The sequence below is a fragment of the Bifidobacterium platyrrhinorum genome (assembly GCF_010667645.1).
Lineage (GTDB): Bacteria > Actinomycetota > Actinomycetes > Actinomycetales > Bifidobacteriaceae > Bifidobacterium > Bifidobacterium platyrrhinorum.
This window is the reverse complement of record NZ_WHZV01000004.1, coordinates 125,578-148,646: the sequence shown is the minus strand read 5'-3', so window position 1 is coordinate 148,646 and position 23,069 is coordinate 125,578. Positions and strand designations below refer to the sequence as shown.

Genomic DNA, 23,069 nt, shown 5'->3' with positions numbered 1-23,069 from the left:
CACGCAACCCAATCACGTGATCACATCACGCGGCCGAACGATCACTCGTCGGCCTTGACGTCCTCGACGTTCACGTCGGGGTCGTCGGGCGCGGACGAGCCGGACCCGGAACCGCCGGACAGCGGGTCCTCGGGCATGTCGGTGAGCTCGAGGTGCTCGCCGCCGGTCTGGTCGACGAGCACGGTGTCGCCGTCGTGCACCTTGCCGGCGAGCAGCATGCGGGCCAGCTGGTCGCCGACCTCGGTCTGCACGAGGCGGCGCAGCGGACGGGCGCCGTACGCCGGGTCGTAGCCCATGTTCGCGAGCCACTCGCGGGCGGCGCCGGTCACGTCGAGCGTGATGCGGCGGTCGGTCAGACGCGCGGCCACGGACTTCACCTGGATGTCGACGATGCCGCCGAGCTCCTCGCGGGTGAGCGGGTGGAACATCACGATGTCGTCCAGACGGTTGAGGAACTCCGGCTTGAAGTTCATGTGCACCGCGTCCATCACGGCCTTCTTCTTGGCGTCGGCGTCCAGATCCTCGTTGACGAGGAACTGGGAGCCGAGGTTGGAGGTCATGATGAGGATCGTGTTCTTGAAGTCCACGGTCCTGCCCTGGCCGTCGGTCAGGCGGCCGTCGTCGAGCACCTGCAGCAGCACGTCGAAGATCTCAGGATTCGCCTTCTCGACCTCGTCGAACAGCACGACGGAGTACGGGCGACGGCGCACGGCCTCGGTGAGCTGGCCGCCCTGCTCGTAACCGACGTAGCCCGGCGCGGCGCCGATCAGACGGCTCACGGACGCCTTCTCCATGTACTCGGACATGTCGATGCGCACCATGGCCTTCTCGTCGTCGAACAGGAAGTCCGCAAGCGCCTTGGCGAGCTCGGTCTTGCCCACGCCGGTGGGGCCGAGGAACAGGAACGAGCCGGTCGGGCGGTTCGGGTCCGAGATGCCGGCGCGCGAGCGGCGCACCGCGTCGGACACGGCCTGGATGGCTTCCTTCTGGCCGATTACGCGCTTGCCGAGGTAGTTCTCCATGTGGAGCAGCTTCTCGTTCTCGCCCTGCATGAGGCGGCCGACGGGGATGCCGGTCCAGTCGGAGACGATCTCCGCGACGGAGTCGGCGTCCACATGGTCCGGGACCATCGGCTCGGGCTTGTTCGCGCCGTCGCCGCCCTCCTTGGACTCGGCGTCCGCCTTCTCGGCGGCGGCGAGCTCCTTCTGGATGGCCGGCATCTCGCCGTACAGGATGCGGCTCGCTTCGGCGAGGTTGCCCTCACGGGTGAACTTGTCCGCCTGGACGCGCAGCGCGTCGAGCTTGGCGCGCAGGTCGCCGACCTTGTTGTGGCCGGCCTTCTCCGCGTCCCAACGGGCCTTCAGACCCGCGAGCTTCTCGCGCGCGTCGGCCATTTCGGCCTGCAGCTTCTCGAGACGCTCCTTGGAGGCCGGGTCCTCGGCCTTCTTGAGCTGCATCTCCTCCATCTCGTAGCGGGTCACCTTGCGCTGGAGCTCGTCGATCTCCTCCGGGGAGGAGTCGAGTTCCATCCTGAGGTGCGCTGCCGCCTCGTCGACCAGGTCGATGGCCTTGTCGGGCAGCTGACGGCCGGAGATGTACCGGTTGGACAGGGTCGCGGCGGCCACGAGCGCGTCGTCGCCGATCGTCACCTTGTGGTGCGCCTCGTAACGCTGCTTGAGGCCACGCAGGATCGCGATCGTGTCCTCGACGCTCGGCTCGCCGACGAACACCTGCTGGAAGCGGCGCTCCAGCGCCGGGTCCTTCTCGATGTTCTCGCGGTACTCGTCGAGCGTGGTCGCGCCGATGAGGCGCAGTTCGCCGCGGGCGAGCATCGGCTTGAGCATGTTGCCGGCGTCCATCGAGCCTTCGGCCGCGCCGGCGCCGACGATCGTGTGGATCTCGTCGATGAACGTGATGATCTGGCCGTTCGCGTTCTTGATCTCGTTGAGGACGCTCTTCAGGCGCTCCTCGAATTCGCCACGGTACTTCGATCCGGCCACCATGGATCCCAGGTCGAGCGAGATGAGCTTCTTGCCCTGCAGCGTGGTCGGCACGTCGCCGGCGACGATGCGCTGCGCGAGGCCTTCGACGACGGCGGTCTTGCCGACGCCGGGCTCGCCGATCAGCACTGGGTTGTTCTTCGTACGGCGCGAAAGGATCTGGATGACGCGGCGGATCTCCTGGTCGCGGCCGATCACCGGGTCGAGCTTGCCTTCCTTGGCGGCGGCGGTCAGGTCGGTGGAGTACTTCTCCAGCGCCTTGTAGCTGCCTTCCGCGTCCGGGCTGGTCACCTTGGCGCCGCCGCGCACACCGGGCACGGCCTTGCGCAGGGCCTCGGGCGTAACGCCGTTCTTCTTCAGGATCTCGGCCGACTGGTTCGGGGCCGAGGCGGCGATGCCGATGAGCAGGTGTTCGGTGGAGACGTACTCGTCCCCCATCTGCTGCATCTCCTTCTCGGCCTGCGCGAGCGCGGCGGTCAGCTGGCGGCTGGCCTGCGGCTGCGAGGTGGTCGAGCCGCTCGCGCTCGGCAGCGCGACGAGCGCGTTGCGCACGGCGGCGCCGATGGCCTGCGGGTCGCCGCCCGCGGCCTGGATGAGCCCGCGCACGACGCCCTGTTCCTGGCGCAGCAGCGCGTCCATCACGTGCAGGGTCTCGACCTGCGCGTTGCCTGCGGCGGAAGCGCTCTGGATGGCGTCGCCGATGGCCTCCTGGGCCATGGTCGTGAACTTCTGTTCCATAAGTCTGTCCTCCAAGTCTCGTCGCCCGGCCGGCCGCGGCCGAGGGCCGGCGGCGTCGCATCCGTCTGGTGCGATGCCGCCGGACCGTGACCGTGCCCGCCGGGCATCATGTCATGTTCTGACATGCTCAACCGACCCGAAGCACATTCTATTCCCAAAACTTGAGCCCCTGTCACTCAAGTTTCGTTTTCCGGTGGAGGCGTCGCCACCGCCGGCACGCCCCGCCGGTCACTCGCTCACGTCGAGCGCAAGCAGGTCGTCGACGGTCTGGCGGCGCAGCATGAGGTGCGCGCCCTCGCCGCTCACGGCCGCGACGGCCGGGATGAGCGCCTGGTTGTAGTTGCTCGCCATCGTGCGTCCGTACGCGCCGGTGACCGGTACGGCGAGCACGTCGCCGCGATGCGTGTCGGCGGGCAGCCGCACCTCGTGCACGACGATGTCGCCGGATTCGCAGTGCATGCCGACGACGCGCGCGAGCATCGTCTCCGCACCGCCGGCGCGGTTGGCGAGGCGTGCGGTGTAGTCGGCGCCGTAGAGGGCCGGTCGGATGTTGTCGCTCATGCCGCCGTCGACGGACACGTACACACGTTCCGAGATCGGGTCGCCGGCGGAGTCCTTCGCGTCGGCGAGGTGCACGGGCTTGACCGTGCCCACGCGGTAGAGGGTCACGCCGGCGGGCGCGACGATCCAGCGGCCCGGCTCGAAGCTGATCGCGGGGGCGGGCATGCCGAGCGCGCGGTTGATGCGCGTGACGGCCTCGGCGAGGCGGCCGAGCTCCACGCGCACGTCCATCGAATCCTCGCCGTCCGTGTACGCGACCGAGTAGCCGCCGCCGAGGTCGACCTCGGGCAGCGTGTAGGCGTCGGTGGCGTAGAAGGTCTTGCGCAGCAGCATCACGCGCTTCGCGGCCTGGATGAACGCGTCCGCGTCGTGGATGTTCGAGCCGATGTGCGAGTGGACGCCGACCAGTTCGAGCGCGTCTCGGCGGGAGAGGATGTCCTTGAGCACGGCCAGCGCGGGGCCGTCCGCCACGGTCTCCATCGCCGCGGCGAGCGCCTTGTCGCCGTCGGTGGCGTCGTCGTGCAGCGCGTACGGCGAGTTCGCGCCGATGGCGTCGGCCCCGGCCGCGCCCACGCCCGTCTCGGCCGCGCCGACGCTCCCGGCATGGCCCGCAGCCACCGGCGCCCCGGCCGAAGCCCCGTCCCCGGCGCCCAGACCGTCGAGCACGCCGAGCACGGCCGTGTCCGCGCCGGCGGGCAGCAGCGGCACGCCGAACTTCTGGTCCTCGTGCGCGGTGGAGATGTATTCGTGGCCGCCCGCGTGGATGCCGGCGGTGACGCGCAGCATCACCTTGGCGCGCTTGCCGAGCCGCTTGGCGATGCGTTCGATGCGTTCCGGCTCGTCGGGCGAGTCGACGACGATCTTCGCGAACCCCTGCTCGACGGCGAGCGCGATCTCCTCGTCGGACTTGTTGTTGCCGTGCAGCACGAGGCGGCGGCCGGGCACGCCGGCGGCGAGCGCGATCCTCATCTCGCCCATCGTGCAGGTGTCCACGAGCATGCCGGCCCGGGTGACGAGGCGCACAATCTCCTTGCTCAGGAACGCCTTGCCGGCGAAGCTCACGTGCGTGGTGGACGTGCTGAACGCGTCGGCGGCGGCCTTGACGAAGTACTTCGCGCGGGCGGCGACCTCGTCGGTGTCGATGAGGTAGAGGGGCGAGCCGAACTCGTCGAGCAGCGTCTCGGCGGCGATGCCGTGGAACGTGAGTCCGCCGGTCGCCTCGTCCACGGCCGTGGCCGCGGGCCAGATCGGGGTCACGCCCTGGGTGGGCGTCCATTCGTCGTGCGCGTTCGTGCTCATCGTCTTGTCTCTCCGTCCCTTGTCGGTTCCTGTCGATTGCCGGGTGTCGTTCCCCGTCGTGCCGGCGTCCCGCCCGTCGTCGCGGCGGGGTCGGGATGCGGCGATTCCTGCATCATTGTGCCAGATGGCCCCACGTCGTGCGGCCGTCCGGTCACGGTTCAGATGCCGCGCGCCCGGCCCCGTCGCCGTCCCGTGGCGCGGCGGGCCGCAACGGGTGCCCGTCCGCCGGGGCGATGAACAGGGTGCCGGTCACCGCGTCGTATGCGCCTTCCGAGGTGGGCAGCGTGCGGCCGGGAAGATGGCCGTAGATGCGGGCCGCGCCGCCGAAGGCCAGTTCGCGTCCGAGCATGTGCGGTTCGATGCGGTCGATGCGGATGGATCCGTCGCGCACCTGCACGAATGCCCACATCACCTCGCGGGCGCCTGTGCGCCGGTCGCGCGCGTAGACCACCACCTGGCATTCGAACCGTCCGTGCGGCGGGAACAGGATCGTGCGGATCCTTTGGTGCGACACGTACCGGTATCCGGTGCGGTCGGGCCGGTAGGCGAGGTCGGTGCGGCCGACGCCGAGGTCGGCGGCGCGCACGCCCAGCATGCCCGTGGGCGCGGCCACGGCTTTGCGCATGCCGATGACGAGCAGCAGGATGACGGCGCCGACCGCCACGGCCAGGGCGCTCTCGCGCACGCCCCAGGTCCGGGTCGGGGCGGCCGGTGGGAGTCCCTCGAGGGCGCGTTCGAGGTCCTCCTGCGCGGATTGCGCGGCGCGGCGGGACCGTTCCCGAGGGTCGTCGTATGCGATGGTCATCGCCAGGACGCCGACGGCCATGATCGTCAGCAGGATCTGCGGGTATCCCAGAAGCTTGGCGAACACGCCGGGCACGTGCATCCAGCGGTCGCGGTCGGCCACGCGGCGGGAGCCGCGCACCCATGGGCGGCCGTCGGCCCGCGTCTGCGGCCGTTCCCCGTCTTCTTTGACCGTCATGCCGCCCGCCTCCTCGCGTCCGTGCACGTCATCCATGGCCCCAATATACGACGTGCGGCCCCTCTTCCCAGGGACCGCACGTTCATCGAACCGTCATCGCGAAACACCGCGACGACCAAAGGCCGTCACATCTTATCGGACGGACAGTCCGGTGGACTGTCCGTAGCAGTGCGCAGCGCAAGCGTCGCGCACGTCGCGAAACACTGCGACGGCCGAAGGCCGTCACATCTTTTCGGGCGCGGACACGCCGAGCAGGTCGAGGCCGGAGGCGATCACGGCCTGCACCGCGTCGTTGAGCTTGAGGCGGGCGGCGGCGCGTGCCGGCTCGGGGGCCTTGGCGATGCGCAGCGCCTCACGCTCGGCCTCGTCGCCGCGCTCCTCGAGTCCGGTGAGGTCCATCGGCACGACGCGCTCCACGTTGTACCACTTGTGGTAGGTGGCGGCGAGGTCCTCGAGGTAGCGGGCCACGCGGTGCGGGGCGCGCTTGTCGCCGGCCTCCTTGACGACGGCCGGCCACTGGGCGAGCGCGGCGAGCACCTCGCCGTCCGCCTCGGTGTCGAGCAGGCCCAGGTCGGCGCCCTCGACGGTCACGCCGGCGTCGGCCGCGTTGCGGTCCACGTTGCAGGAGCGCGCGTGCGCGTACTGCACGTAGTACACCGGGTTGTCGTTCGAATGGGAGGCGAGCAGGTTGAGGTCGATGTCGACCGGCGAGTTGTAGTCGGTGCGCGCCAGCGAGTAGCGGGACGCGTCCACGCCGATCGCGTCGACGAGGTCGTCGATGGTGACGACGTTGCCGGCGCGCTTGGACATGCGCACGGCCTTGCCGTCCTTCATCACGTTGACGAGCTGGCCGATGAGGATCTGCATGTTCTCGCCCGGCTTGTCGCCGAACGCCTCGCACATGGCCATCATGCGGCCGATGTAGCCGTGGTGGTCGGCGCCGAGCATGTAGATCGCCACGTCGGCCGGATCCTGCGCGCGGTGGCGCTTGTTCCAGTAGTAGGCGATGTCGGCGGCGAAGTACGCGAACTCGCCGTTGGACTTGATGATGACGCGGTCCTTGTCGTCGCCGTGCTTGGTGGACGCGAACCAGGTGGCGCCGTCCTTCTCGTAGATGTCGCCGCGGCCGCGCAGCTCGGCGATGGCGCGCTCCACCTCGCCGTCCTGGTAGAGGCTGTTCTCGTGGAACCACACGTCGAAGTCGACGTGGAAGTCCTTCATCGACTTGCGGATCTCGTCGAACATCATCGGCACGGCGCGCTTGCGGAACTCCTCGCGCAGCTCGGAGTCGGATTCGCCGATCGGCTCGCCGTCCGCGTTGAGGCCCTGGTCCTCGTGCTGCAGCGCGGTCAGGTCGACGCCGTCGGCCTTGGCCTCGGCCTCGACGCGGCGGGCGATCTCGTCGATGTACGCGCCCTTGTAACCGTCGAACGGGGTCTCGGTCTGGTAGCCCTGCGCGCCGAGGTCGTTATCGTGCGCCCAGGCGGCGACGAGGGACTTGGCGAAGCGGTTGATCTGCTCGCCGTGGTCGTTGAAGTAGTATTCGCGCACGACCTTCGCACCGTTGGCCTCGAGCACGCGGGCCATCGAATCGCCGGTGGCGGCCCAGCGGGTGCCGCCGATGTGGATCGGGCCGGTCGGGTTGGCGGAGACGAACTCGAGGTTCAGGGTCTCGCCGCCGAGATGGTCGTTGCGGCCGAACGCGGAGACGCCGGCGTCGGTGCGCGGCGCGGCGAGCACCGCGTCGACGACGGCCGCGGCGGACGCGGAGTCGAGGGTGATGTTGATGAAGCCGGGGCCGGCGACCTCCACCTTGGCGACGCCGTCGGCGGCGGTGAGTTCGGCGGCGAACAGTTCGGCCAGGTCGCGCGGCTTCATGCCGGCCTTCTTGGCGAGCTGCATGGCGGCGTTCGACGCCCAGTCGCCGTGCGCGCGGTCCTTCGGGCGCATGACGGCGAATTTGGCGACCGGCGGGATGAGGTCTTCGGTGAGCTGCCCGGCCTTTCCGGCGGCGACAAGCTCGTGGGCAATACGCGAAATGAGTTCGCTCAACGCTTCAGGATTCATTCTTCCAAGGATACCGAGCGCGCCGACTTCGCCGCCTCCCCGCCCCGGCGCAACATATTCCGGAGAATCACCCCATATGCCGGAATATGTCGCGCTCATCTTCACTCAGCGCGACATATTCCGGCACGGACGGGCCTATCGCCGCGAACCGTCGCGGCGACGCCGTTCCAGCAGATGGTAGCCGCCGTAGCACAATGCGACGAACGGAACCATATAGAACAGCGTCGAGCGTTGCGTCTCGTCGAGGATCACCAGGACCAGCGCGCCGATGCACATGACGATCGCCAGCCACGGCAATACCGGGAATCCGGGGGCACGGTAGCCGAGCTCGTCGAGCGTGTGGCCGCCGGCCTTCCATTCGCGGCGGAACCGGATGTGGCACACGCACACCGAGAACCATACGACCAGCGTCGCCAGTCCCGAGACCGCCACCAGCACCAGGTACACGGTGGACGCGGCGACCACCGAGGAGAGCAGCGCGAGCAGCGAACCGGCCATCGAGAACAGCACCGCCCACACGGGCACGCCGCGGAAGTTGGTCTTCGCGAAGCGCGCGGGGATGAGCCGCTCCTTGGCGAGCGACCACACCATGCGCGAGCACACGTACAGGCCGGAGTTCGCGGCGGACAGCACGGCGGTGAGCACCACGAAGTTCATCACATCGCCGGCGAACGGCATGCCGATCGACTGGAACACGAGCACGAACGGGCTGGTCTCCACGCCCGCCTTGTGCCACGGGATCAGCGCGGACATCACGAGGATCGAGCCGATGAAGAAGATCGCGAGGCGCAGCACGGTGGTGTGCACGGCCTTCGGGATCGCGCGCGACGGGTCCTTCGTCTCGCCGGCCGCGACGCCCACCACCTCGGTGCCGGAGAACGCGAACACGACGGTGAGCAGCGTGGAGAACACGGGCGCGAAACCGTTCGGGAACCACCCGTCGGCCGTGAAGTTGCCGAACAGCGGCGCGTGCGCGTAGCCGGCGATCGGAATCGCGCCGAAGATCGCGAGCAGGCCGATCACGATGAACGCGACGATCGCGAACACCTTGATCGAGGCGAACCAGAACTCCGCCTCGCCGTAGAGGCGCACGGACAGGATGTTGAGCGCGAACACGACGGCGATGAACACCGCCGACCACACCCATGCGGGCGAATCCGGGAACCAGCGTTGCATGAGCAGCCCGGCCGCCGTGAACTCGCTGGCGAGCGCCACCGCCCAGTTGAGCCAGTAGAGCACGGCGATCACGAACGCGGTGCCGGGGCCGATGAAGCGCTTCGCGTACATGTGGAAGCTGCCCGCGTACGGCATCGCCACGGACAGTTCGCCGAGCGAGACCATCACGCAGTAGACGAGCACGGAGCCGACCGCGTACGCGAGGATCGCGCCGAGCGGCCCGGCCTGGTGGATCGTGTAGCCGGAGGAGACGAACAGGCCGGTGCCGATCACGCCGCCGAGCGAGATCATCGTCAGGTGGCGCGACTCCATCTTGCGTTCGAGGCCGTTCGCCCCGGCCCGCGTTGCGGAACCGTCCGCCGCGCCGGCGTCGCCGCCCCTGCCGGCGTCCTTGCCGCCGGTGTCTTCGTTGCCATTACCGGCATGGACCATGAGGGGCTCCTTCGATAGGGATATACGGCGATCGGTGACTACCGTATGATACCAACGCCTCCCCTGCGCGCGGCCCGTGGACGCCTCCCGCCGGAGGCCCGCGGATGGAAGCGTCCGCCGTAATACGGCGAAGGCCGGCCCGGACGAACCGGGACCGGCCTTCGCGGCGGCACGGCGCCGCGCGTCGCACGCGGCACGTCACGCGTCGCGTCTCACAGCACGGCGATCGCGTCGATCTCGACGAGCGCGCCCTTGGGGATGTCGTTGCCGCCGAACGCCACGCGCGCCGGCTTGACGGAGCCGATGAACACCTCGGCGTAGCGGGCGTCCACCTCCTTGAAGTCCTCGACGTTCTTCAGGTAGATCGTGGCGCGGCACACGTGCTCGATGCCGGTGCCGGCCGTGTCGAGGATGTGCTTGATGTTCTTGAGGGCCTGCGCGGCCTGCTCGCCGGCGGTCTCGCCCGCGAGTTCGCCGGTCTCCGGGTCGATGCCCAGCTGGCCGGACACGAACACGAAGCCGTTGGCCTTCACCGCCTGGCTGTACGCGCCCAACGCCGCCGGCGCCTCGGAGGTCGCGACCGCTTCCATCTTCTCGCTCATATGTGCTCCTTACCGCCGCGTGCGCCCGGCGCCGTCCTACTCCAGACACCGTGCCGCGCGCGAACATCGGTTCGCTTGCCCATCCGCAGCCGTACGGATGATTACACCGCAGTGTAGCGAGCGCGATCGCGTCATCCGGCGCCGATGCCCGTCATGCGGTCATGCGGGCGCCGCGGGCGATCATCGGCCGCCGGCGTTCCTCAGACAGGTCGGCGTTCCTCGGCCGGCGTCACCCGGCGGCGTCACCCGGCGGCGTCACCCGGTCGGGCGGCCTCCGCCGCGCTTCGCCCCGCGGTCAGGCGACGGGCCGTGCCCACGGCGTCGCACCGTCGCGTGCGATGCCGCCGTCCAGGCGCACGGCGTGACGGTCCACCACGCGGTCGAGCCGGCGCGCGCTGTCGCCGAGGATGCCGCTCGCGCCGCGCCGCAGACAGCGGTTCGCCTCGCGGTAGTCGCCGCTCACGCCGGCGTACACCGGCATGCCGGCACGCGCCGCCCGCCGCGCGACGGCCGGGTCAAAGCGGTTGCCACGCATGACGACGAAGCTCGCGCCGCGCGGCCACGTCACCCGCGGATGCCCGGCGGGGCTCACGCATTTGCCGACCAGCCAGCCGGGATGGCGGCGGTGCACGATCCGGATGGCCTCGTCGTTCGTGGACATGATCATCACGCGGGGGGCGAACCCGTGCCGTTCCACCTGGCGCATGACCGCGCCGGTCACCCGCGGCGCGTGACGGTCGTCGGTCTTGAGGTGCAGGAGAAGACCGAGATGGTCGTTGGTACGCTGCGCGGCGAGGATGGCCTGCGCGAGCGTGGGGATGTGGAAGTCCTCGCCGTTCTGGCGCATCGTCATGCGTTGCAGTTCGCGCGTGCGCATGGCGGCGACGGGCGCGTCGCGCCCCGCGGCGGACAGGCGCCCGGTGGCGCGGTCGTGGAAGACGACGGGCGTGCCGTCGGCGTCGAGGCGCACGTCGATCTCGGCGTAGTCGGCGCCGCGCGCGCCCGCGTTGGCGATGGCGTGCAGCGAGTTCTCCGGCGCGGAGTCGTCGCCGCGATGCGCGATGGCGAGCGGCCGCACCGTCCACGTGTCGCGCGTATGGCCGCCGAGCGGGCCGGGCGCGCCGTGGCCGAACAGCCCGGCGACGCCCGCGATGACGCCCGGGACGCCCGTGGCGTCACGTTCGCGCCGGCGCAGGTTCGCCGCGACGGCGACGCCCGCCACCAGCGCCAGCGAGACGACGAGGACGACCAGCTGGACGGCCCAACGGCGGCGGGACGCACCGGCGGCTTCGGCCGTCCCGGCGACGTCGGTGCCGGCCTCCGTGATGTTCCGATCGTTCATTTCCGCACCTCCCTGATGGTCTCCGACGATTCCGGTCTCCGACGATTCATTATGGACGCGCCAAGTGAGGCGCAGGCGGGATTTCATGGTGCGCTCATGGTTGTCTCAGGGAAAATTCAGGGTGGTCGGCCCTGCGCGTCACGGCGGATGAGCTGCGCGTCACGGCGGATGAGACGGCAAAAGCCCGCCTCCTCGAGGAGACGGGCTTTCCTTGTGGGCTCGAAGGGGTTCGAACCCTCGACCTTCTGTTCCGGAGACAGACGCTCTATCCACTGAGCTACGAACCCAAAACACCATTCCGCGCCGCACGGGCGAGGAACGCAGTCCATTATAACGGCCCGGGAGGGTTCCCGCGCGCCGGGAACCGGCGACGGCCGTTCATAACGAACTCCCCAACTGTACACCATCCCGGCGCTACACTGGGGTTATGTCCGAGCCTGTGAACGAATTCGAATTCGAACGGCGGTTCTTCTGCCGCGAGCTGCCGCCCGAATACGACGACGGCGACGTGCCCAAGCTCATCATCCAGAGCTATTTCGTGTACACGGACAACTACGCACTGCGCATCCGCCTGACCACGCGCGACATCCGCATCGACATGACCCCCGACCTCGATCCGCTCGACGTGCTCGAACGCTACCGGGACCGGTTCACCCACGCCTACGTCACCGTGAAGGGGCCGTCCGTGGGCGGCACGCGCTACGAGGCGGAACGCGGCATCGACACGCGCATCGCGGCCGAACTGGTCATGCGCGGCGGCAAGCCGATCATCAAGAACCGCTATTCCGTGTGGATCGCGGAGGACGGCTGGAGCGTGGACGTGTTCGGCGGGGCGAACGCGCCGCTCATCGTCGCCGAGGCGGAACGCGCCACCCCGGTGACGAACCTGACGATCCCGAAGTTCTGCGTGACCGAGATCACCGACCAGCCGCGGTTCAACAACGACGGTCTGGCCGGCCGCCCGTTCGGCGGGTGGCGGGACGACTTCGAGCGCGAACTGGCCGAGGAGGGACCGCGCTTCCAGCAGTTCTTCGGCCGGAACCGGATGGAGTAGCGGGCGCCTCTTCGGTACCTCAGTACATCAGCGTGGCGAGGCGGCGGCGCGCGGCCTTGAGGCGCGCGTCGGTGGGCTCGGGGATGGCGAAGTATTCGAGCAGACGCTGGCGCACCGGCTCGATGTCGGCCTTGTGGCCGGCGGCGACGAAGTCGAGCAGACGGTCGAAGGCGTCCTGGATCTGGCCGCCGATCATGTCGATGTCCGCCACGGCGAGTTGGGCCTCGACGTCGTCCTGCGCGGCCGCCGCGGCGGCGCGCACCTCGCGCACGTCGGCGTCGGCGGAACGGGCGAGCAGCAGCGCCTTGGCGCGTTCGCGCGCGGCGACCGCATCGCCCGGATCGGATTCGAGCACCCTGCCGTACGCTGCGGCGGCGCCGGAATAATCGCCGGCCTGGGCCAGCTGGTAGGCCTCCTGATGCTCCGGCGGCACGACGTTCGCCTTCGCGGCCGCGCCGGCGCCGTCCGCGACGTCGGCGCCCGCCTCGGCGGGATCGCCCGAGTACGGCGCGGTGCCGTTCACGCCTGCCTGCTGCGCCATCGCCACGATCTTCGGCAGCACCTGCGTCTTGATCTGGTCGAGCTCGTCGTCGGACGGCAGACCCTGCAGCAGCGGCATCGGGCGTCCACCGATGAGGGCGAACAGCGCGGGCGCGCCCTGCACCTGCAGCGCCTGGGCGATCGACGGGTTCTCGTTGATGTCGATGCGGGAGAGCTGGATCTGGCCGTTCATCGCGTTCACCGCGTCGGCGAGCGCACGCGCCATCGGGAAGAGGCGGTCGTCGGTGGGGATCCACAGGAGCAGCAGGATCGGGAACGTGGCGGAGGTCTGCACCATCGCCTGGAACGTGTTCTCCGTGGTGTCGATGACGTAGCCGCCGGCGGCGGGCGCGCCGCCCTCCTGACCCGGATCGGCCTTCACCTGATGCGCGAGCGCCTCCAGGTCGACGGCCCCCGCCAGCGACACCCCGGGATTGAACTTCGGCTGATCAGCCATGCCACGCCTCCAACTTGCTAGGAACGAACATAAAAAAACGATGCCGTCACTCATCTTAGTGACGGCATCGGAGCCGCGCGGCGATATCGCCACGCACGAAAAGCGGACTACAGCGCTTCGACCTTGACCGGCTGGCGTTCGGCGCCCACGGCGGTGATCTTCGCGTTCGACCCGGCCGGCGGGATGTACATCGCGATGACGTTGACGTACGTCACCTTCATCGTGCTGGTGGCCTTGCCGTCGCCGAACAGCGCCTTCTCGGCGTCGGAGGCGGGCAGCGACTCGCGCCCCTCGCCGGCCTGGCGCGTCCATTCGGAGTCGATGCGCGCCACGACCAGATCGCCGCCGTCCGTGGAACGCATGATCTTGATCTGGTCCTTCGGCACGCTGAACGTCTGCTCCTGGGTGCCCTTGTTCGCCTCCATGCCCTGCTGCACGGTGGCGCTCAGCTGCGCGAGGTCCGAACGGAACAGGTCGTCGGCGAACTTGTCCTTGTGCTTGCTGTTGTCGCCGTTGTTGAGCAGGTCCGCGTACCAGTCCACGGCGTCGGCGGGGGTGGCGACGAGCTTGGAGTCCTTCGCCTCGCCCATTTCGGTGCCGAGCTTGGGCACTTCGAACTTCGGCAGTTCGGCGCCCTGGAACAGTCGCGCCACGCCCCACAGCTTGTAGTTGGAGCGGGCGGTGTCCTGCGTCATGACGAGCAGGCGCTTCGACTGCTGGTCCTCGGTGGTGGTGGTGATCGTGTACACGGTGCGCGGCCATCCGTCGTTGACGGGGATGACGGTCTGGGTCATCTTGCGCGGGATAGTGGCCTTCGCGTCCAGGTTGCCGGTGGCCTGCGCGATGGCGATCTCGCTGGAGCGCACCTCGAGCTGGGGGCCGGTGAGGCGGGCGGCGAGGCCGTCCGTGCTCTTCGACTGGTTGGCGGCGTCGATGACGTCGAGGATCGAGCCGCGGATCTTCTTTTCCTGCGCGACGGTCAGGTCGGGCGTGCGGTCCGCCGAGTCGGCGGTGGAGGTCTTCGGCACCTGCCCCTCGCAGGCGGCGAGGGAGACCAGCATGCCGGCCGCGGCGAACAGGGCCGCGACCTTGGTGGCCGTGCGCGCGAGCGCGGCGTTCGCTGTCGTATGCGTCATCATCGGGCTCCTTCCTGGTCGTCGTCGGCGGCTTCCTGCGCGAGGCGGGCGAAGTACGCCTGCAGCTCGTCGGGTGAGATCACGGACGTGGCCTCGTCGTTGACGTCGCCGCCGGCGGGCGTTCCGGTTGCGGCGGGGGCGGCCGCATCCGGCGTGACGCCGGTCGGCGCGGCGGACGTCGCGCCTTCCGCGTCGGCGACGAGATTGCGCGACGCCGGGTCGACGACCACCGGCCCCTGATCGACGGACACCGGTTCGATGACGCCCGTGTCGGTCCCGGCCGCGTGACGGCGACGGCGCCCGCGGCCCTTCGACTTCGGCTCATAGCTCGGCTTGATGCCGAGGCTGCCGGCCACGGCCTCGCCGATCGACACCTCCTCGGACGCGTCGACGGGTTCGCTTTCGACGACGCGCTTGCGGCGCTTGTGCGGCGGCATGGCGAACACGGAGGCGGTGAGCACGGCCAGCACGGCCAGCAGACCGCCCACGAAGTACATCGGGGTGGCGTAGTCGGGCAGTGTCTGGCGCGTCCACGTGAACGAGACGTCCGCGGAACCCTTCCTGCCGAGGTCGACGAGCACGACGTCGGTGACCTCCGCGGCCTTCTCCTCGAGCGAGGCGGCGCCGGAACCGCATTTCACGGACCGCCACATGTCGGAGTCCTTGAACGCGACGTCGGAATCCTGCTGCCCGGACTGTGCGTCGCCGGATTGCGCGTCGCCGGACGACTGCTGCGACGACTTCGAGGCGGCCACGGACTCGCTCGACAGCGTCGACCAGTCGGACAGGCCGGTCAGGCGGACGTACGCCTCGCCGTCCAGCCATCCTGCGGCGTCCTTGGACGCGGCGACGGCCACGCATACGTCCCCGCCGCCCTTCACGTTCACCTTGACGTCCTTGTCCACCAGGCCCAGCACGGACGGATCCGTGACGATGTAACGCGCCCCGGACACCTTCGCATCGGCCGTGATGACGCGGCTCGGCTGCCAGATGGTGGCGTTCAGCGCGCCGATGGCGATCGCCGCGACGGCGAGCAGCCCGCAGATGGGCGTCACCACGCCGCGCATGATCACGGCATGACGCCTCGCCTTCGGGCCGGATCGGTCCGGCCTGGCGCTTTCGGTTTCGTTTCTGCGTTCTTCAACAGTCATAGTACGGGCCATTCTACAAGCCCATGCTGAACGGGGAAGGCCTGCGGCCGACCGTGGGAAAATCGCGGTTCCCGGCTAGGGTGGTGGCCATGCGCAACACCTCGATTCATTCCGTTGTCCGCGCCGCGCTGGCGGCCGCCTGCTCGCTCGCCATGTGCGCGACGCTCGCCGCATGCGGCGGCTCGAACTCCGATTCCAAGGGCTCCTCGAAGTCCTCGTCCTCGTCCGACTCCTCCTCGAGCTCGTCGACGAAGATGGACCAGATCGCCGGTGTGACCGCGACCGGCGACCTCGGCAAGAAGCCGAGCATCAAGTTCAAGACCCCGATGACCGTGCAGAACAACACGTACGCGGTCGTGCAGGAGGGCGACGGCGAGACGATCCAGAAGGGCGACCGCGTGTGCGCCCAAGGCATCGCGCTCAACGCGAAGGACGGCTCCGAGCTCATGAGCTCGTGGGAGAAGAACACCCCCGACTGCTCGATTCAGCTGTCCGACACGAACCTCGCCCAGATCCCGCCGTACACGAAGATGGTGGGTCTGAAGCTCAACTCGACCATCGTGTTCGGCGTCAACGACTCCAACAACGCCGGCACCTCCTACCTGCTCGCCTACACGCTGGTCTCCAGGTCCAAGGACCTGACGAAGGCCACCGGCGAGGAGGTCACGGACGTACCGGCCAACCTGCCGAAGGTCACGCGCGCCAAGAACGGCAAGCCGTCCATCGACATGAACGGCCAGGGCGCGGTGGATTCGCTGGTCGTGCAGACGCTCGTCAAGGGCACCGGCAAGGAGCTCACCGATTCGAACACGGTCGTGGTCAAGTACTCCGGCTGGCTGACCGACGGCACCCAGTTCGACTCCTCGTGGACCAAGGACACCACGCTTGAGGCCGACCTGTACTCCGGCGGCAGCCATTCGGTGATCACCGGCTGGCAGGAGGGCCTCAAGGGCCAGACCGTCGGCTCGCAGGTGCTGCTCGTCATCCCGCCGGACAAGGCGTACGGCGATCAGAAGCAGGGGTCGATCCCGGCGAATTCGACGCTCGTCTTCGTCATCGACATCCTCGCCGCGTACTGACGCCGCCGCGAAGGCAATGATGAAACCCCCTTTCTCACCGAAAGGGGGTTTCATCGTATATGCCGGCCGAGGGGCGACGGAACGGGCCGCGATGCGCGTGGCGTCAAGACGCACCGAGGGAAGGCGTGCTCAGGCACGTCGACCGAGGAGCAACGCCGACGACACGCCATCGCGGCCGGTTCAGAACAGGCGCAGGGAGTCGTCCTCCACACCCTTCATCTCCTCGTAGTCGAGGATCAGGCAGCGGAAGCCGCGGTCCTCGGCGAGGACGCGCGCCTGCGGGGTGATGGTCTGCGCGGCGAACACGCCGTGCACGGGGGCGAGCAGCGGGTCGCGGTTGAGCAGCTCGCAGTAGCGGGTGAGCTGTTCGACGCCGTCGATGCCGCCGTGCCGTTTGATCTCGATGGCGACGTGCTCGCCGTCCGCGTTCACGGCCATGATGTCGACCGGGCCGATGGCGGTCGGGTATTCGCGGCGCACGAGTTTCGCGCCTTCGCCGATGCGTTCGATCTGCTCGGCGAGGTACTGCTGGAGATGGTCCTCGACGCCGTCCTTGACGAGGCCCGGGTCCTCGCCCAGATCGTAGGATTCGTCCGAATACACGTGGTAGATGGACACCTCGAGGATGTCGGAGCTTTTGTCCGCGGTGACGCGCAGCACCTTCTCCGGGTGCGGGCCGGCCGGGACGTCATCGGTGGCGGGTGCGGCGTCATCCGAAACGGCGTCATCCGAAACATCGTCACCCGAAACATCGTCGGCGGCGGGTTCCGGGACGATCTCGCGGATCGTGCAGGGCGCGGCCATCCAGTTCAACGGCTTGTACGAGCCGAGCTCGGAGAAGATGAGCAGGCTGTTGTCCGCCTTGATGAGCAACACGCGGCGGGCGGGCGGCAGGGAGGCGTTGAGACGGCCGGAGTATTCGGCCGAGCAATCGGCGACGAGGATGCGCATAACGAGCCACTGTACCATCCCGCCCGATCCCCCGTTTCCATGGTGCGGTGAAGGCGCCGCGGGGTGGCCCGCCGAAAACCGCACGGTTCCGGGGTTATGGAGGAAGTGCGTCGCTGCACCATGGGAATCAGTGGGACGAAAAAGCCCCCTCACGCAGGTGAGGGAGCTTTACGATGCCGAATCGGCGGGTGCGGGCGACGCCCGGACTCACCGCTCCGTGGTGGAGTACTGCACGTCGCGGCCTCGCTCGACCGCCACGGTCAGCTTGTTCGAATCGAAGGAGATGAATCCATCGGTCACTTCGAACATGTGACGGTCGTCGTCGGGCTCGACCACAGTGAGCGTACCCTGCTTGATGACCGTGAGCACCGGCTCATGGTTCGGCAGGATGCCCATGCCGCCTTCGGAGGCGGGGATGGTCACGCTTTTCGCCTCGCCGTGCCACACGGGGTGGTCGGCGGCGACGATGTTCACCTTCATCGTGGTCTTTTCCGATCCAGCCATCACGCACCCAGTTCCTTCTGCATGTTGTGCCACTTCTCCTCGAGGTCGTCGATGCCGCCGATGCCGGAGAACGCCTGCTCCGGGACGTCGTCGTACACGCCGTCGCAGATGCGGGTGAAGGCCTCGATGGTCTCGTCGGCCGGCACGTAGGAGCCCGGACGACCGGTGAACTTCTCGGCCACGTAGAAGTTCTGACCGAGGAACTGCTCGATGCGACGGGCGCGGTTCACGGTGGTCTTGTCCTCTTCGGAGAGCTCGTCGATGCCGATCAGGGCGATGATGTCCTGCAGCTCCTTGTTACGCTGCAGGATCGCCTTGACGCGGTTGGCGCAGTCGTAGTGCGCCTGGCCGACGTAACGCGGATCGAGGATTCGCGAGGTGGAGCTCAGCGGGTCCACGGCCGGGTAGATGCCCTTCGAGGCGATGTCACGGGAAAGCTCGGTCGTCGCGTCGAGGTGGGCGAAGGTCGTGGCCGGGGCCGGGTCGGTGTAATCATCGGCCGGCACGTAGATGGCCTGCAGCGAGGTGATGGAGTGGCCGCGCGTCGAGGTGATGCGCTCCTGCAGGGCGCCCATCTCGTCGGCCAGGTTCGGCTGGTAGCCCACGGCGGAAGGCATACGGCCCAGCAGCGTGGACACCTCGGAACCGGCCTGCGTGAAGCGGAAGATGTTGTCGATGAACAACAGCACGTCCTGGTTCTGCACGTCGCGGAAGTACTCGGCCATGGTCAGTGCGGTCAGCGGCACGCGCAGACGGGTGCCCGGCTGCTCGTCCATCTGGCCGAAGACCAGGGCGGTCTTCTCGAGAACGCCGGCCTCGTCCATCTCGCCGATCAGATCGTTGCCCTCACGGGTGCGCTCGCCGACGCCGGCGAACACGGAGACGCCGCCGTGGTTCTGCGCCACGCGCTGGATCATCTCCTGGATGAGGACGGTCTTGCCGACGCCGGCGCCGCCGAACAGGCCGATCTTGCCGCCCTGCACGTACGGGGTGAGCAGATCGATGACCTTGATGCCGGTCTCGAACATCTGGGTCTTGGACTCCAGCTGGTCGAACGCCGGCGGGTTGCGGTGGATGGGCCAACGCTCGGTGACGGTGACGGTCTCGCCCGGCTTCTTGTTGAGGATGTTGCCCGCGACGTCGAAGACGTGGCCCTTGGTCACGTCGCCGACCGGCACGGAGATCGGGGCGCCGGTGTCGTACACGGAAGCGCCGCGCACCAGGCCGTCGGTCGGCTTCAGCGCGACGCAGCGGACGGTGGAGTCGCCGAGGTGCTGTTCGACCTCGAGGGTGATCTCGGTCGACCTGGCCTCGCCCTCCTCCTTGGCGCCCGTGTTGACGATCGTCACGTGCAGGGCGTTGTAAATGTCAGGCAGGTGGCCCACCGGGAACTCAACGTCGATAACCGAACCCTGGACTCGGGTGACGCGTCCGTGAATCGGCTCGCCGTTGGTCTCGGAAGCCACAGTGGTCTGATTCTCAGCCATAGTGCGTTCCTACTCTTCCTTTGTATTCAGCGCGTCGGCGCTGCCGATGATCTCGGTAAGTTCCTGGGTGATCGAGGCCTGGCGCGAGGCGTTGAGCTTGCGCGTGAGATCGTCGATCAGATTGCGTGCGTTGTCCGTCGCCGTGTGCATGGCGTTCTGGCGGCTCGCCGTCTCGGAGGCGGCGGCGGTCAGCAGGCACTCGTGGATGCGGGACTGGATGTACTTCGGCAGAATGGCATCCAGCACCTCGTCCAGGCTCGGCTCGAAGGCGTACAGCGGGGACATGTTCGCCGTGTCGACCGGCTGGTCCGGATCGGGCACGACGGCGTCGTTCCCCACGATTTCCACGGGCAGCATGCGCAGCACACGCACCTTCTGGACCACCATGTTGATGAACTCGGTGTAGACGATGTAGAGCTCGGAGACCCCACCCTCGTCGGCCGGCTTCATGTAGGCGTCCATCAGGGCATCGGAGATCGTCTCAGCGATTTCCACGCCGGGCTGGTCGGTGTCACCTTCCCATGTGGCCGCGATGTCGCGGTTGCGGTACTTGTAGTACGTCGAACCACGACGCCCGTACACGAACAGCTCCGGCTTCTTGCCAGCATCCTCGAGACGAGCCAGGAGCGACTCGGTCTCGCGGATGATCGAAGAGGTGTACGGGCCGGCCATGCCACGATCCGAGGTGAGGGCGAGAACGGCCACGCGCGGGTTGTTCTCGTCCTTCACCGCGATCGGATGCGTGATATGGGTATGCGCCACCAACGCTTGCACGGCATCGAAAATCGCATCGGTGTACGGCTTCGCGTTCAGGGCCACGTCGCGGGCCTTGGCGATGTGCGAAGACGCGATCATCTCCTGGGCGTTGAAGATCTTCTCCAACGACTCGGTGGAGTGGATGCGTGATTTCAATGCGAGTTGCGAGCCCATGGCTTACTTCTCTCCCGCCACGATCTTTTCCTGCTGGACCGGGGCGGCCTTGGAGGTGTCGGGCTTCTTCTCCACCAGGGGCTTCCCGGCGGAGGTGACGAAGGTGGCACGGAAGGCATCCACGGCCTTGCCGAGGGCGGCCTCGGTGTCGGCGGTGAAGTCCTCGGTCTCGCGGATGGTCTTGAGGATATCGGTGTTGTGGTCGAGGTAGTCCAGCAGACCCTGCTCGAACGGGAGCACGTCCTTCAGCTCGAGGTCGTCGAGCTTGCCGTGGGTGCCGGTCCAGACGGACACGACCTCCTGCTCCATCGAATACGGGTGGAACTGGGGCTGCTTCAACAGCTCGGTCAGGTGGGCGCCGCGGGTCAGCTGGGCCTTGGACGCCGCATCCAGATCGGACGCGAACATGGCGAAGGATTCCAGCGAACGGTACTGCGCCAGGGAGATCTTCAACGTGCCGGAGACCTTCTTGAGGGCCTTGGTCTGCGCAGCGCCGCCGACTCGGGAGACGGAGATGCCGACGTCCACGGCGGGACGCTGGTTGGCGTTGAACAGATCGGACTGCAGGAAGATCTGACCGTCGGTGATGGAGATCACGTTGGTCGGGATGTAGGCGGACACGTCGTTCGCCTTCGTCTCGACGATCGGCAGACCCGTCATCGAGCCGCCGCCGAGGTCGTCGGAGACCTTCGCGCAGCGTTCGAGCAGACGGGAGTGCAGGTAGAACACATCACCCGGGTAGGCCTCGCGCCCCGGCGGGCGGCGGAGCAGCAGCGAGATCGAGCGGTAGGCCTCGGCCTGCTTCGACAGGTCGTCGAAGACGATGAGCACGTGCTTGCCGTTGTACATCCAGTGCTGGCCGATGGCCGAGCCGGTGTACGGGGCGATGTACTTGAAGCCGGCGGAATCGGAAGCCGGGGAGGCCACGATGGTGGTGTACTCCATGGCGCCCGCGTCCTCGAGGCTCTGCTTCACCGAGGCGATGGTGGAGCCCTTCTGGCCGACCGCGACGTAGATGCAGCGCACCTGCTTCTTCGGGTCGCCGGATTCCCAGTTCGCCTTCTGGTTGATGATGGTATCGATCGCGATGGCGGTCTTGCCGGTCTGGCGGTCGCCGATGATGAGCTGGCGCTGGCCGCGGCCGATCGGGGTCATCGCGTCGATGGCCTTGAGGCCGGTGGACAGCGGTTCGTCGACCGGGTGGCGGTGCATCACGTCCGGAGCCTGGGCTTCGAGGATGCGGCGGCCTTCGCTCTTGATCTCGCCGAGGCCGTCGATCGGCTTGCCCAGCGGGTCCACGACGCGGCCGAGGTAGCCGTCGCCGACGGGCACGGAGAGCACTTCGCCGGTGCGGCGCACTTCCTGGCCTTCCTCGATTCCAGCGAAATCGCCGAGGATAACCACGCCGATCTCACGGGCGTCAAGGTTGAACGCCAGGCCGAGCGTGCCGTCTTCGAACGTCAGCAGCTCATTGGCCATGCAACCAGGCAACCCCGTCACGTGCGCGATGCCATCACCGGCCGTGGCGACATAGCCCACTTCCTGGGTGGGGGTGTCGCTCGGCTGGTAGGACGACACGAAGTCGTCCAAGGCCTTGCGAATCGAGGCGGGATCGATGGTCAGTTCTGCCATGATCACTCCTTCATTTGGTTCATTGTTCAGTGCAAGTCTTTGCTTGTGTGTTCAGCGCGTGCGGCGCGCGGCATGTGCCCGCGCCCTGCCGCGCATGTCAGTTCGTGCCGGCCTTGACGGTCCGGTGCAGATGCTCGAGCTGCGCGACCACGGTGTTGTCCGTGACCTCGTCGCCCACCTGGATGCGCATGCCGCCCAGCACGGACGGGTCCACCACGGAGTTGATGTGCACCGGGCGCCCGGCCTTGGCCGAGTAGACCTTCTCGAGTCGCCTGACCTGCTCGTCGCTCAGCGGCGTGGCGGTGGTCACCGTGACCATCGACTGGCCCATGTGGCGCGAGAACTTGTTGATCAGCCACTGGATGGTCTCCAGGTAGCGGCGGCGGCGCAGGTTGCACGTGGCGTGCTCGGCCAGTCGCATGGTCACCTTGTTCAGGCCCTTGTTGCCGAACAGCTCGCGGAACAGCGCGACGCGGGCCTCGCTGGTGGCCTGGTCGTCGTACAGCTTGGCGCGCACGACGGGCAGGTTCAGCAGGGCGGAGTTCAGCTGCGACAGCTCGATGGACACCCGCAGCGTGGCGCCGGTGGCGTCCGCGTAGTACATCATCGCGTCCACGCCGAAATCCTCCACCGCGTTGGCGATGTGGCGCGCGAGGCTCCAACGGCGCGAGACCAGATCGGCCATGATCTCCATGGTCATCGGGTGCACGCGGTCGCCGACGAGCTCCTTGACGACGGCCACCTTGTCGGCGACCGGGCGGGACGGGTCGGTCAGCGCGCGGTCCAGCGCGATGTTGTCATCCAGCACACGGGTGATCGTGAACAGTTCGTTGCCGATCCGCCACGCGTCCTCACGGGTGTCGCGAAGCTTCGGGGCCAGCGAATCACGCGACTCGCGGTCTGCAATACGAGATGCCTCTCCTCGCATGGTCACCTCCCTTTCTCGTTG

Annotated in this window: 17 protein-coding genes, 1 tRNA gene and 2 pseudogenes; 2 read left to right on the top strand and 18 right to left on the bottom strand. The window is 68.1% G+C overall.

The features are described 5' to 3' along the window. Nucleotides 1–41: 41 nt before the first annotated feature. From clpB to GFD21_RS05980, 9 genes and pseudogenes are all read right to left on the bottom strand, one after another. Nucleotides 42–2,738: an ATP-dependent chaperone ClpB gene (gene clpB, locus GFD21_RS06015; RefSeq protein ID WP_163197031.1), complete on the bottom strand. Its 2,697-nt coding sequence runs from the start codon at nucleotides 2,736–2,738 to the stop codon at nucleotides 42–44. A 228-nt stretch (nucleotides 2,739–2,966) separates the two neighbouring features. Next, nucleotides 2,967–3,806, bottom strand: a pseudogene (locus GFD21_RS11445) (diaminopimelate decarboxylase family protein); the annotation flags it as partial. Nucleotides 3,807–3,949: 143 nt separating this feature from the next. After that, nucleotides 3,950–4,598: pseudogene (locus GFD21_RS11440) on the bottom strand (diaminopimelate decarboxylase family protein); the annotation flags it as partial. Between the two features lie 151 nt (nucleotides 4,599–4,749). Beyond that, nucleotides 4,750–5,580, bottom strand: coding sequence for a hypothetical protein (locus tag GFD21_RS06005; protein ID WP_163197029.1), 831 nt, complete (start codon nucleotides 5,578–5,580; stop codon nucleotides 4,750–4,752). 222 nt (nucleotides 5,581–5,802) lie between these two features. Continuing rightward, a complete protein-coding gene (gene argS, locus GFD21_RS06000) occupies nucleotides 5,803–7,647 on the bottom strand; it encodes an arginine--tRNA ligase (RefSeq protein ID WP_163197028.1) in 1,845 nt (614 codons plus the stop codon). A 135-nt stretch (nucleotides 7,648–7,782) separates the two neighbouring features. After that, nucleotides 7,783–9,135: an amino acid permease gene (locus GFD21_RS05995; RefSeq protein WP_163197094.1), complete on the bottom strand. Its 1,353-nt coding sequence runs from the start codon at nucleotides 9,133–9,135 to the stop codon at nucleotides 7,783–7,785. 332 nt (nucleotides 9,136–9,467) lie between these two features. Continuing rightward, nucleotides 9,468–9,857, bottom strand: a complete 390-nt coding sequence (locus tag GFD21_RS05990) for a Rid family detoxifying hydrolase (RefSeq protein ID WP_163197027.1) — start codon at nucleotides 9,855–9,857, stop codon at nucleotides 9,468–9,470. 295 nt (nucleotides 9,858–10,152) lie between these two features. Beyond that, the gene (locus GFD21_RS05985) at nucleotides 10,153–11,199 is read right to left on the bottom strand and encodes a glycerophosphodiester phosphodiesterase family protein (protein ID WP_163197026.1); all 1,047 of its coding nucleotides are present in this window, start codon (nucleotides 11,197–11,199) and stop codon (nucleotides 10,153–10,155) included. A 214-nt stretch (nucleotides 11,200–11,413) separates the two neighbouring features. Next, nucleotides 11,414–11,486: transfer RNA gene (locus GFD21_RS05980), tRNA-Arg, on the bottom strand. Nucleotides 11,487–11,626: 140 nt separating this feature from the next. On the opposite strand from GFD21_RS05980, the gene GFD21_RS05975 reads away from it, so the two are divergent. Next, complete coding sequence (locus tag GFD21_RS05975) at nucleotides 11,627–12,253, top strand: CYTH domain-containing protein (RefSeq protein WP_163197025.1); 627 nt, start codon at nucleotides 11,627–11,629, stop codon at nucleotides 12,251–12,253. Between the two features lie 19 nt (nucleotides 12,254–12,272). Here the strand turns inward: GFD21_RS05975 and GFD21_RS05970 are convergent, their stop codons facing one another. The 3 genes from GFD21_RS05970 to GFD21_RS05960 form a co-directional block, all read right to left on the bottom strand. Next, nucleotides 12,273–13,250, bottom strand: coding sequence for a tetratricopeptide repeat protein (locus tag GFD21_RS05970; protein ID WP_163197024.1), 978 nt, complete (start codon nucleotides 13,248–13,250; stop codon nucleotides 12,273–12,275). 107 nt (nucleotides 13,251–13,357) lie between these two features. Then, nucleotides 13,358–14,386, bottom strand: coding sequence for a hypothetical protein (locus GFD21_RS05965; RefSeq protein ID WP_404801560.1), 1,029 nt, complete (start codon nucleotides 14,384–14,386; stop codon nucleotides 13,358–13,360). Then, nucleotides 14,386–15,549 carry a hypothetical protein gene (locus GFD21_RS05960; protein WP_163197023.1) on the bottom strand — a complete coding sequence of 388 codons (1,164 nt, stop codon included), beginning with the start codon at nucleotides 15,547–15,549 and terminating at the stop codon, nucleotides 14,386–14,388. Before GFD21_RS05960 ends, GFD21_RS05965 begins: the two co-directional genes overlap by 1 nt. A gap of 77 nt (nucleotides 15,550–15,626) precedes the next feature. On the opposite strand from GFD21_RS05960, the gene GFD21_RS05955 reads away from it, so the two are divergent. Further along, entirely contained in the window at nucleotides 15,627–16,616 is a 990-nt protein-coding gene (locus GFD21_RS05955; protein ID WP_163197022.1) for an FKBP-type peptidyl-prolyl cis-trans isomerase, read from the top strand. Nucleotides 16,617–16,796: 180 nt separating this feature from the next. Here GFD21_RS05955 and nucS read toward each other — a convergent pair whose 3' ends face one another. The 6 genes from nucS to GFD21_RS05925 form a co-directional block, all read right to left on the bottom strand. Then, nucleotides 16,797–17,567, bottom strand: coding sequence for an endonuclease NucS (nucS, locus tag GFD21_RS05950; protein ID WP_163197092.1), 771 nt, complete (start codon nucleotides 17,565–17,567; stop codon nucleotides 16,797–16,799). A gap of 207 nt (nucleotides 17,568–17,774) precedes the next feature. Next, nucleotides 17,775–18,071 carry a F0F1 ATP synthase subunit epsilon gene (locus tag GFD21_RS05945; RefSeq protein WP_163197021.1) on the bottom strand — a complete coding sequence of 99 codons (297 nt, stop codon included), beginning with the start codon at nucleotides 18,069–18,071 and terminating at the stop codon, nucleotides 17,775–17,777. Beyond that, nucleotides 18,071–19,558 carry a F0F1 ATP synthase subunit beta gene (atpD, locus tag GFD21_RS05940; RefSeq protein ID WP_163197020.1) on the bottom strand — a complete coding sequence of 496 codons (1,488 nt, stop codon included), beginning with the start codon at nucleotides 19,556–19,558 and terminating at the stop codon, nucleotides 18,071–18,073. The genes GFD21_RS05945 and atpD overlap by 1 nt, the downstream gene beginning before the upstream one ends. A gap of 9 nt (nucleotides 19,559–19,567) precedes the next feature. Then, complete coding sequence (locus GFD21_RS05935) at nucleotides 19,568–20,488, bottom strand: F0F1 ATP synthase subunit gamma (protein WP_163197019.1); 921 nt, start codon at nucleotides 20,486–20,488, stop codon at nucleotides 19,568–19,570. Nucleotides 20,489–20,491: 3 nt separating this feature from the next. Continuing rightward, nucleotides 20,492–22,120, bottom strand: a complete 1,629-nt coding sequence (gene atpA / locus GFD21_RS05930) for a F0F1 ATP synthase subunit alpha (protein ID WP_163197018.1) — start codon at nucleotides 22,118–22,120, stop codon at nucleotides 20,492–20,494. A 97-nt stretch (nucleotides 22,121–22,217) separates the two neighbouring features. Next, nucleotides 22,218–23,048: a F0F1 ATP synthase subunit delta gene (locus GFD21_RS05925; RefSeq protein ID WP_163197017.1), complete on the bottom strand. Its 831-nt coding sequence runs from the start codon at nucleotides 23,046–23,048 to the stop codon at nucleotides 22,218–22,220. Nucleotides 23,049–23,069: the final 21 nt, after the last annotated feature.

Coding starts and splice junctions, on each gene's coding strand:
- clpB (WP_163197031.1), bottom strand. CDS start 2,738: ATGGAACAGAAGTTCACGACCATGGCCCAGGAGGCCATCGGCGACGCC.
- GFD21_RS06005 (WP_163197029.1), bottom strand. CDS start 5,580: ATGACGGTCAAAGAAGACGGGGAACGGCCGCAGACGCGGGCCGACGGC.
- argS (WP_163197028.1), bottom strand. CDS start 7,647: ATGAATCCTGAAGCGTTGAGCGAACTCATTTCGCGTATTGCCCACGAG.
- GFD21_RS05995 (WP_163197094.1), bottom strand. CDS start 9,135: ATGGAGTCGCGCCACCTGACGATGATCTCGCTCGGCGGCGTGATCGGC.
- GFD21_RS05990 (WP_163197027.1), bottom strand. CDS start 9,857: ATGAGCGAGAAGATGGAAGCGGTCGCGACCTCCGAGGCGCCGGCGGCG.
- GFD21_RS05985 (WP_163197026.1), bottom strand. CDS start 11,199: ATGAACGATCGGAACATCACGGAGGCCGGCACCGACGTCGCCGGGACG.
- GFD21_RS05975 (WP_163197025.1), top strand. CDS start 11,627: ATGTCCGAGCCTGTGAACGAATTCGAATTCGAACGGCGGTTCTTCTGC.
- GFD21_RS05970 (WP_163197024.1), bottom strand. CDS start 13,250: ATGGCTGATCAGCCGAAGTTCAATCCCGGGGTGTCGCTGGCGGGGGCC.
- GFD21_RS05965 (WP_404801560.1), bottom strand. CDS start 14,386: ATGACGCATACGACAGCGAACGCCGCGCTCGCGCGCACGGCCACCAAG.
- GFD21_RS05960 (WP_163197023.1), bottom strand. CDS start 15,549: ATGGCCCGTACTATGACTGTTGAAGAACGCAGAAACGAAACCGAAAGC.
- GFD21_RS05955 (WP_163197022.1), top strand. CDS start 15,627: ATGCGCAACACCTCGATTCATTCCGTTGTCCGCGCCGCGCTGGCGGCC.
- nucS (WP_163197092.1), bottom strand. CDS start 17,567: ATGCGCATCCTCGTCGCCGATTGCTCGGCCGAATACTCCGGCCGTCTC.
- GFD21_RS05945 (WP_163197021.1), bottom strand. CDS start 18,071: ATGGCTGGATCGGAAAAGACCACGATGAAGGTGAACATCGTCGCCGCC.
- atpD (WP_163197020.1), bottom strand. CDS start 19,558: ATGGCTGAGAATCAGACCACTGTGGCTTCCGAGACCAACGGCGAGCCG.
- GFD21_RS05935 (WP_163197019.1), bottom strand. CDS start 20,488: ATGGGCTCGCAACTCGCATTGAAATCACGCATCCACTCCACCGAGTCG.
- atpA (WP_163197018.1), bottom strand. CDS start 22,120: ATGGCAGAACTGACCATCGATCCCGCCTCGATTCGCAAGGCCTTGGAC.
- GFD21_RS05925 (WP_163197017.1), bottom strand. CDS start 23,048: ATGCGAGGAGAGGCATCTCGTATTGCAGACCGCGAGTCGCGTGATTCG.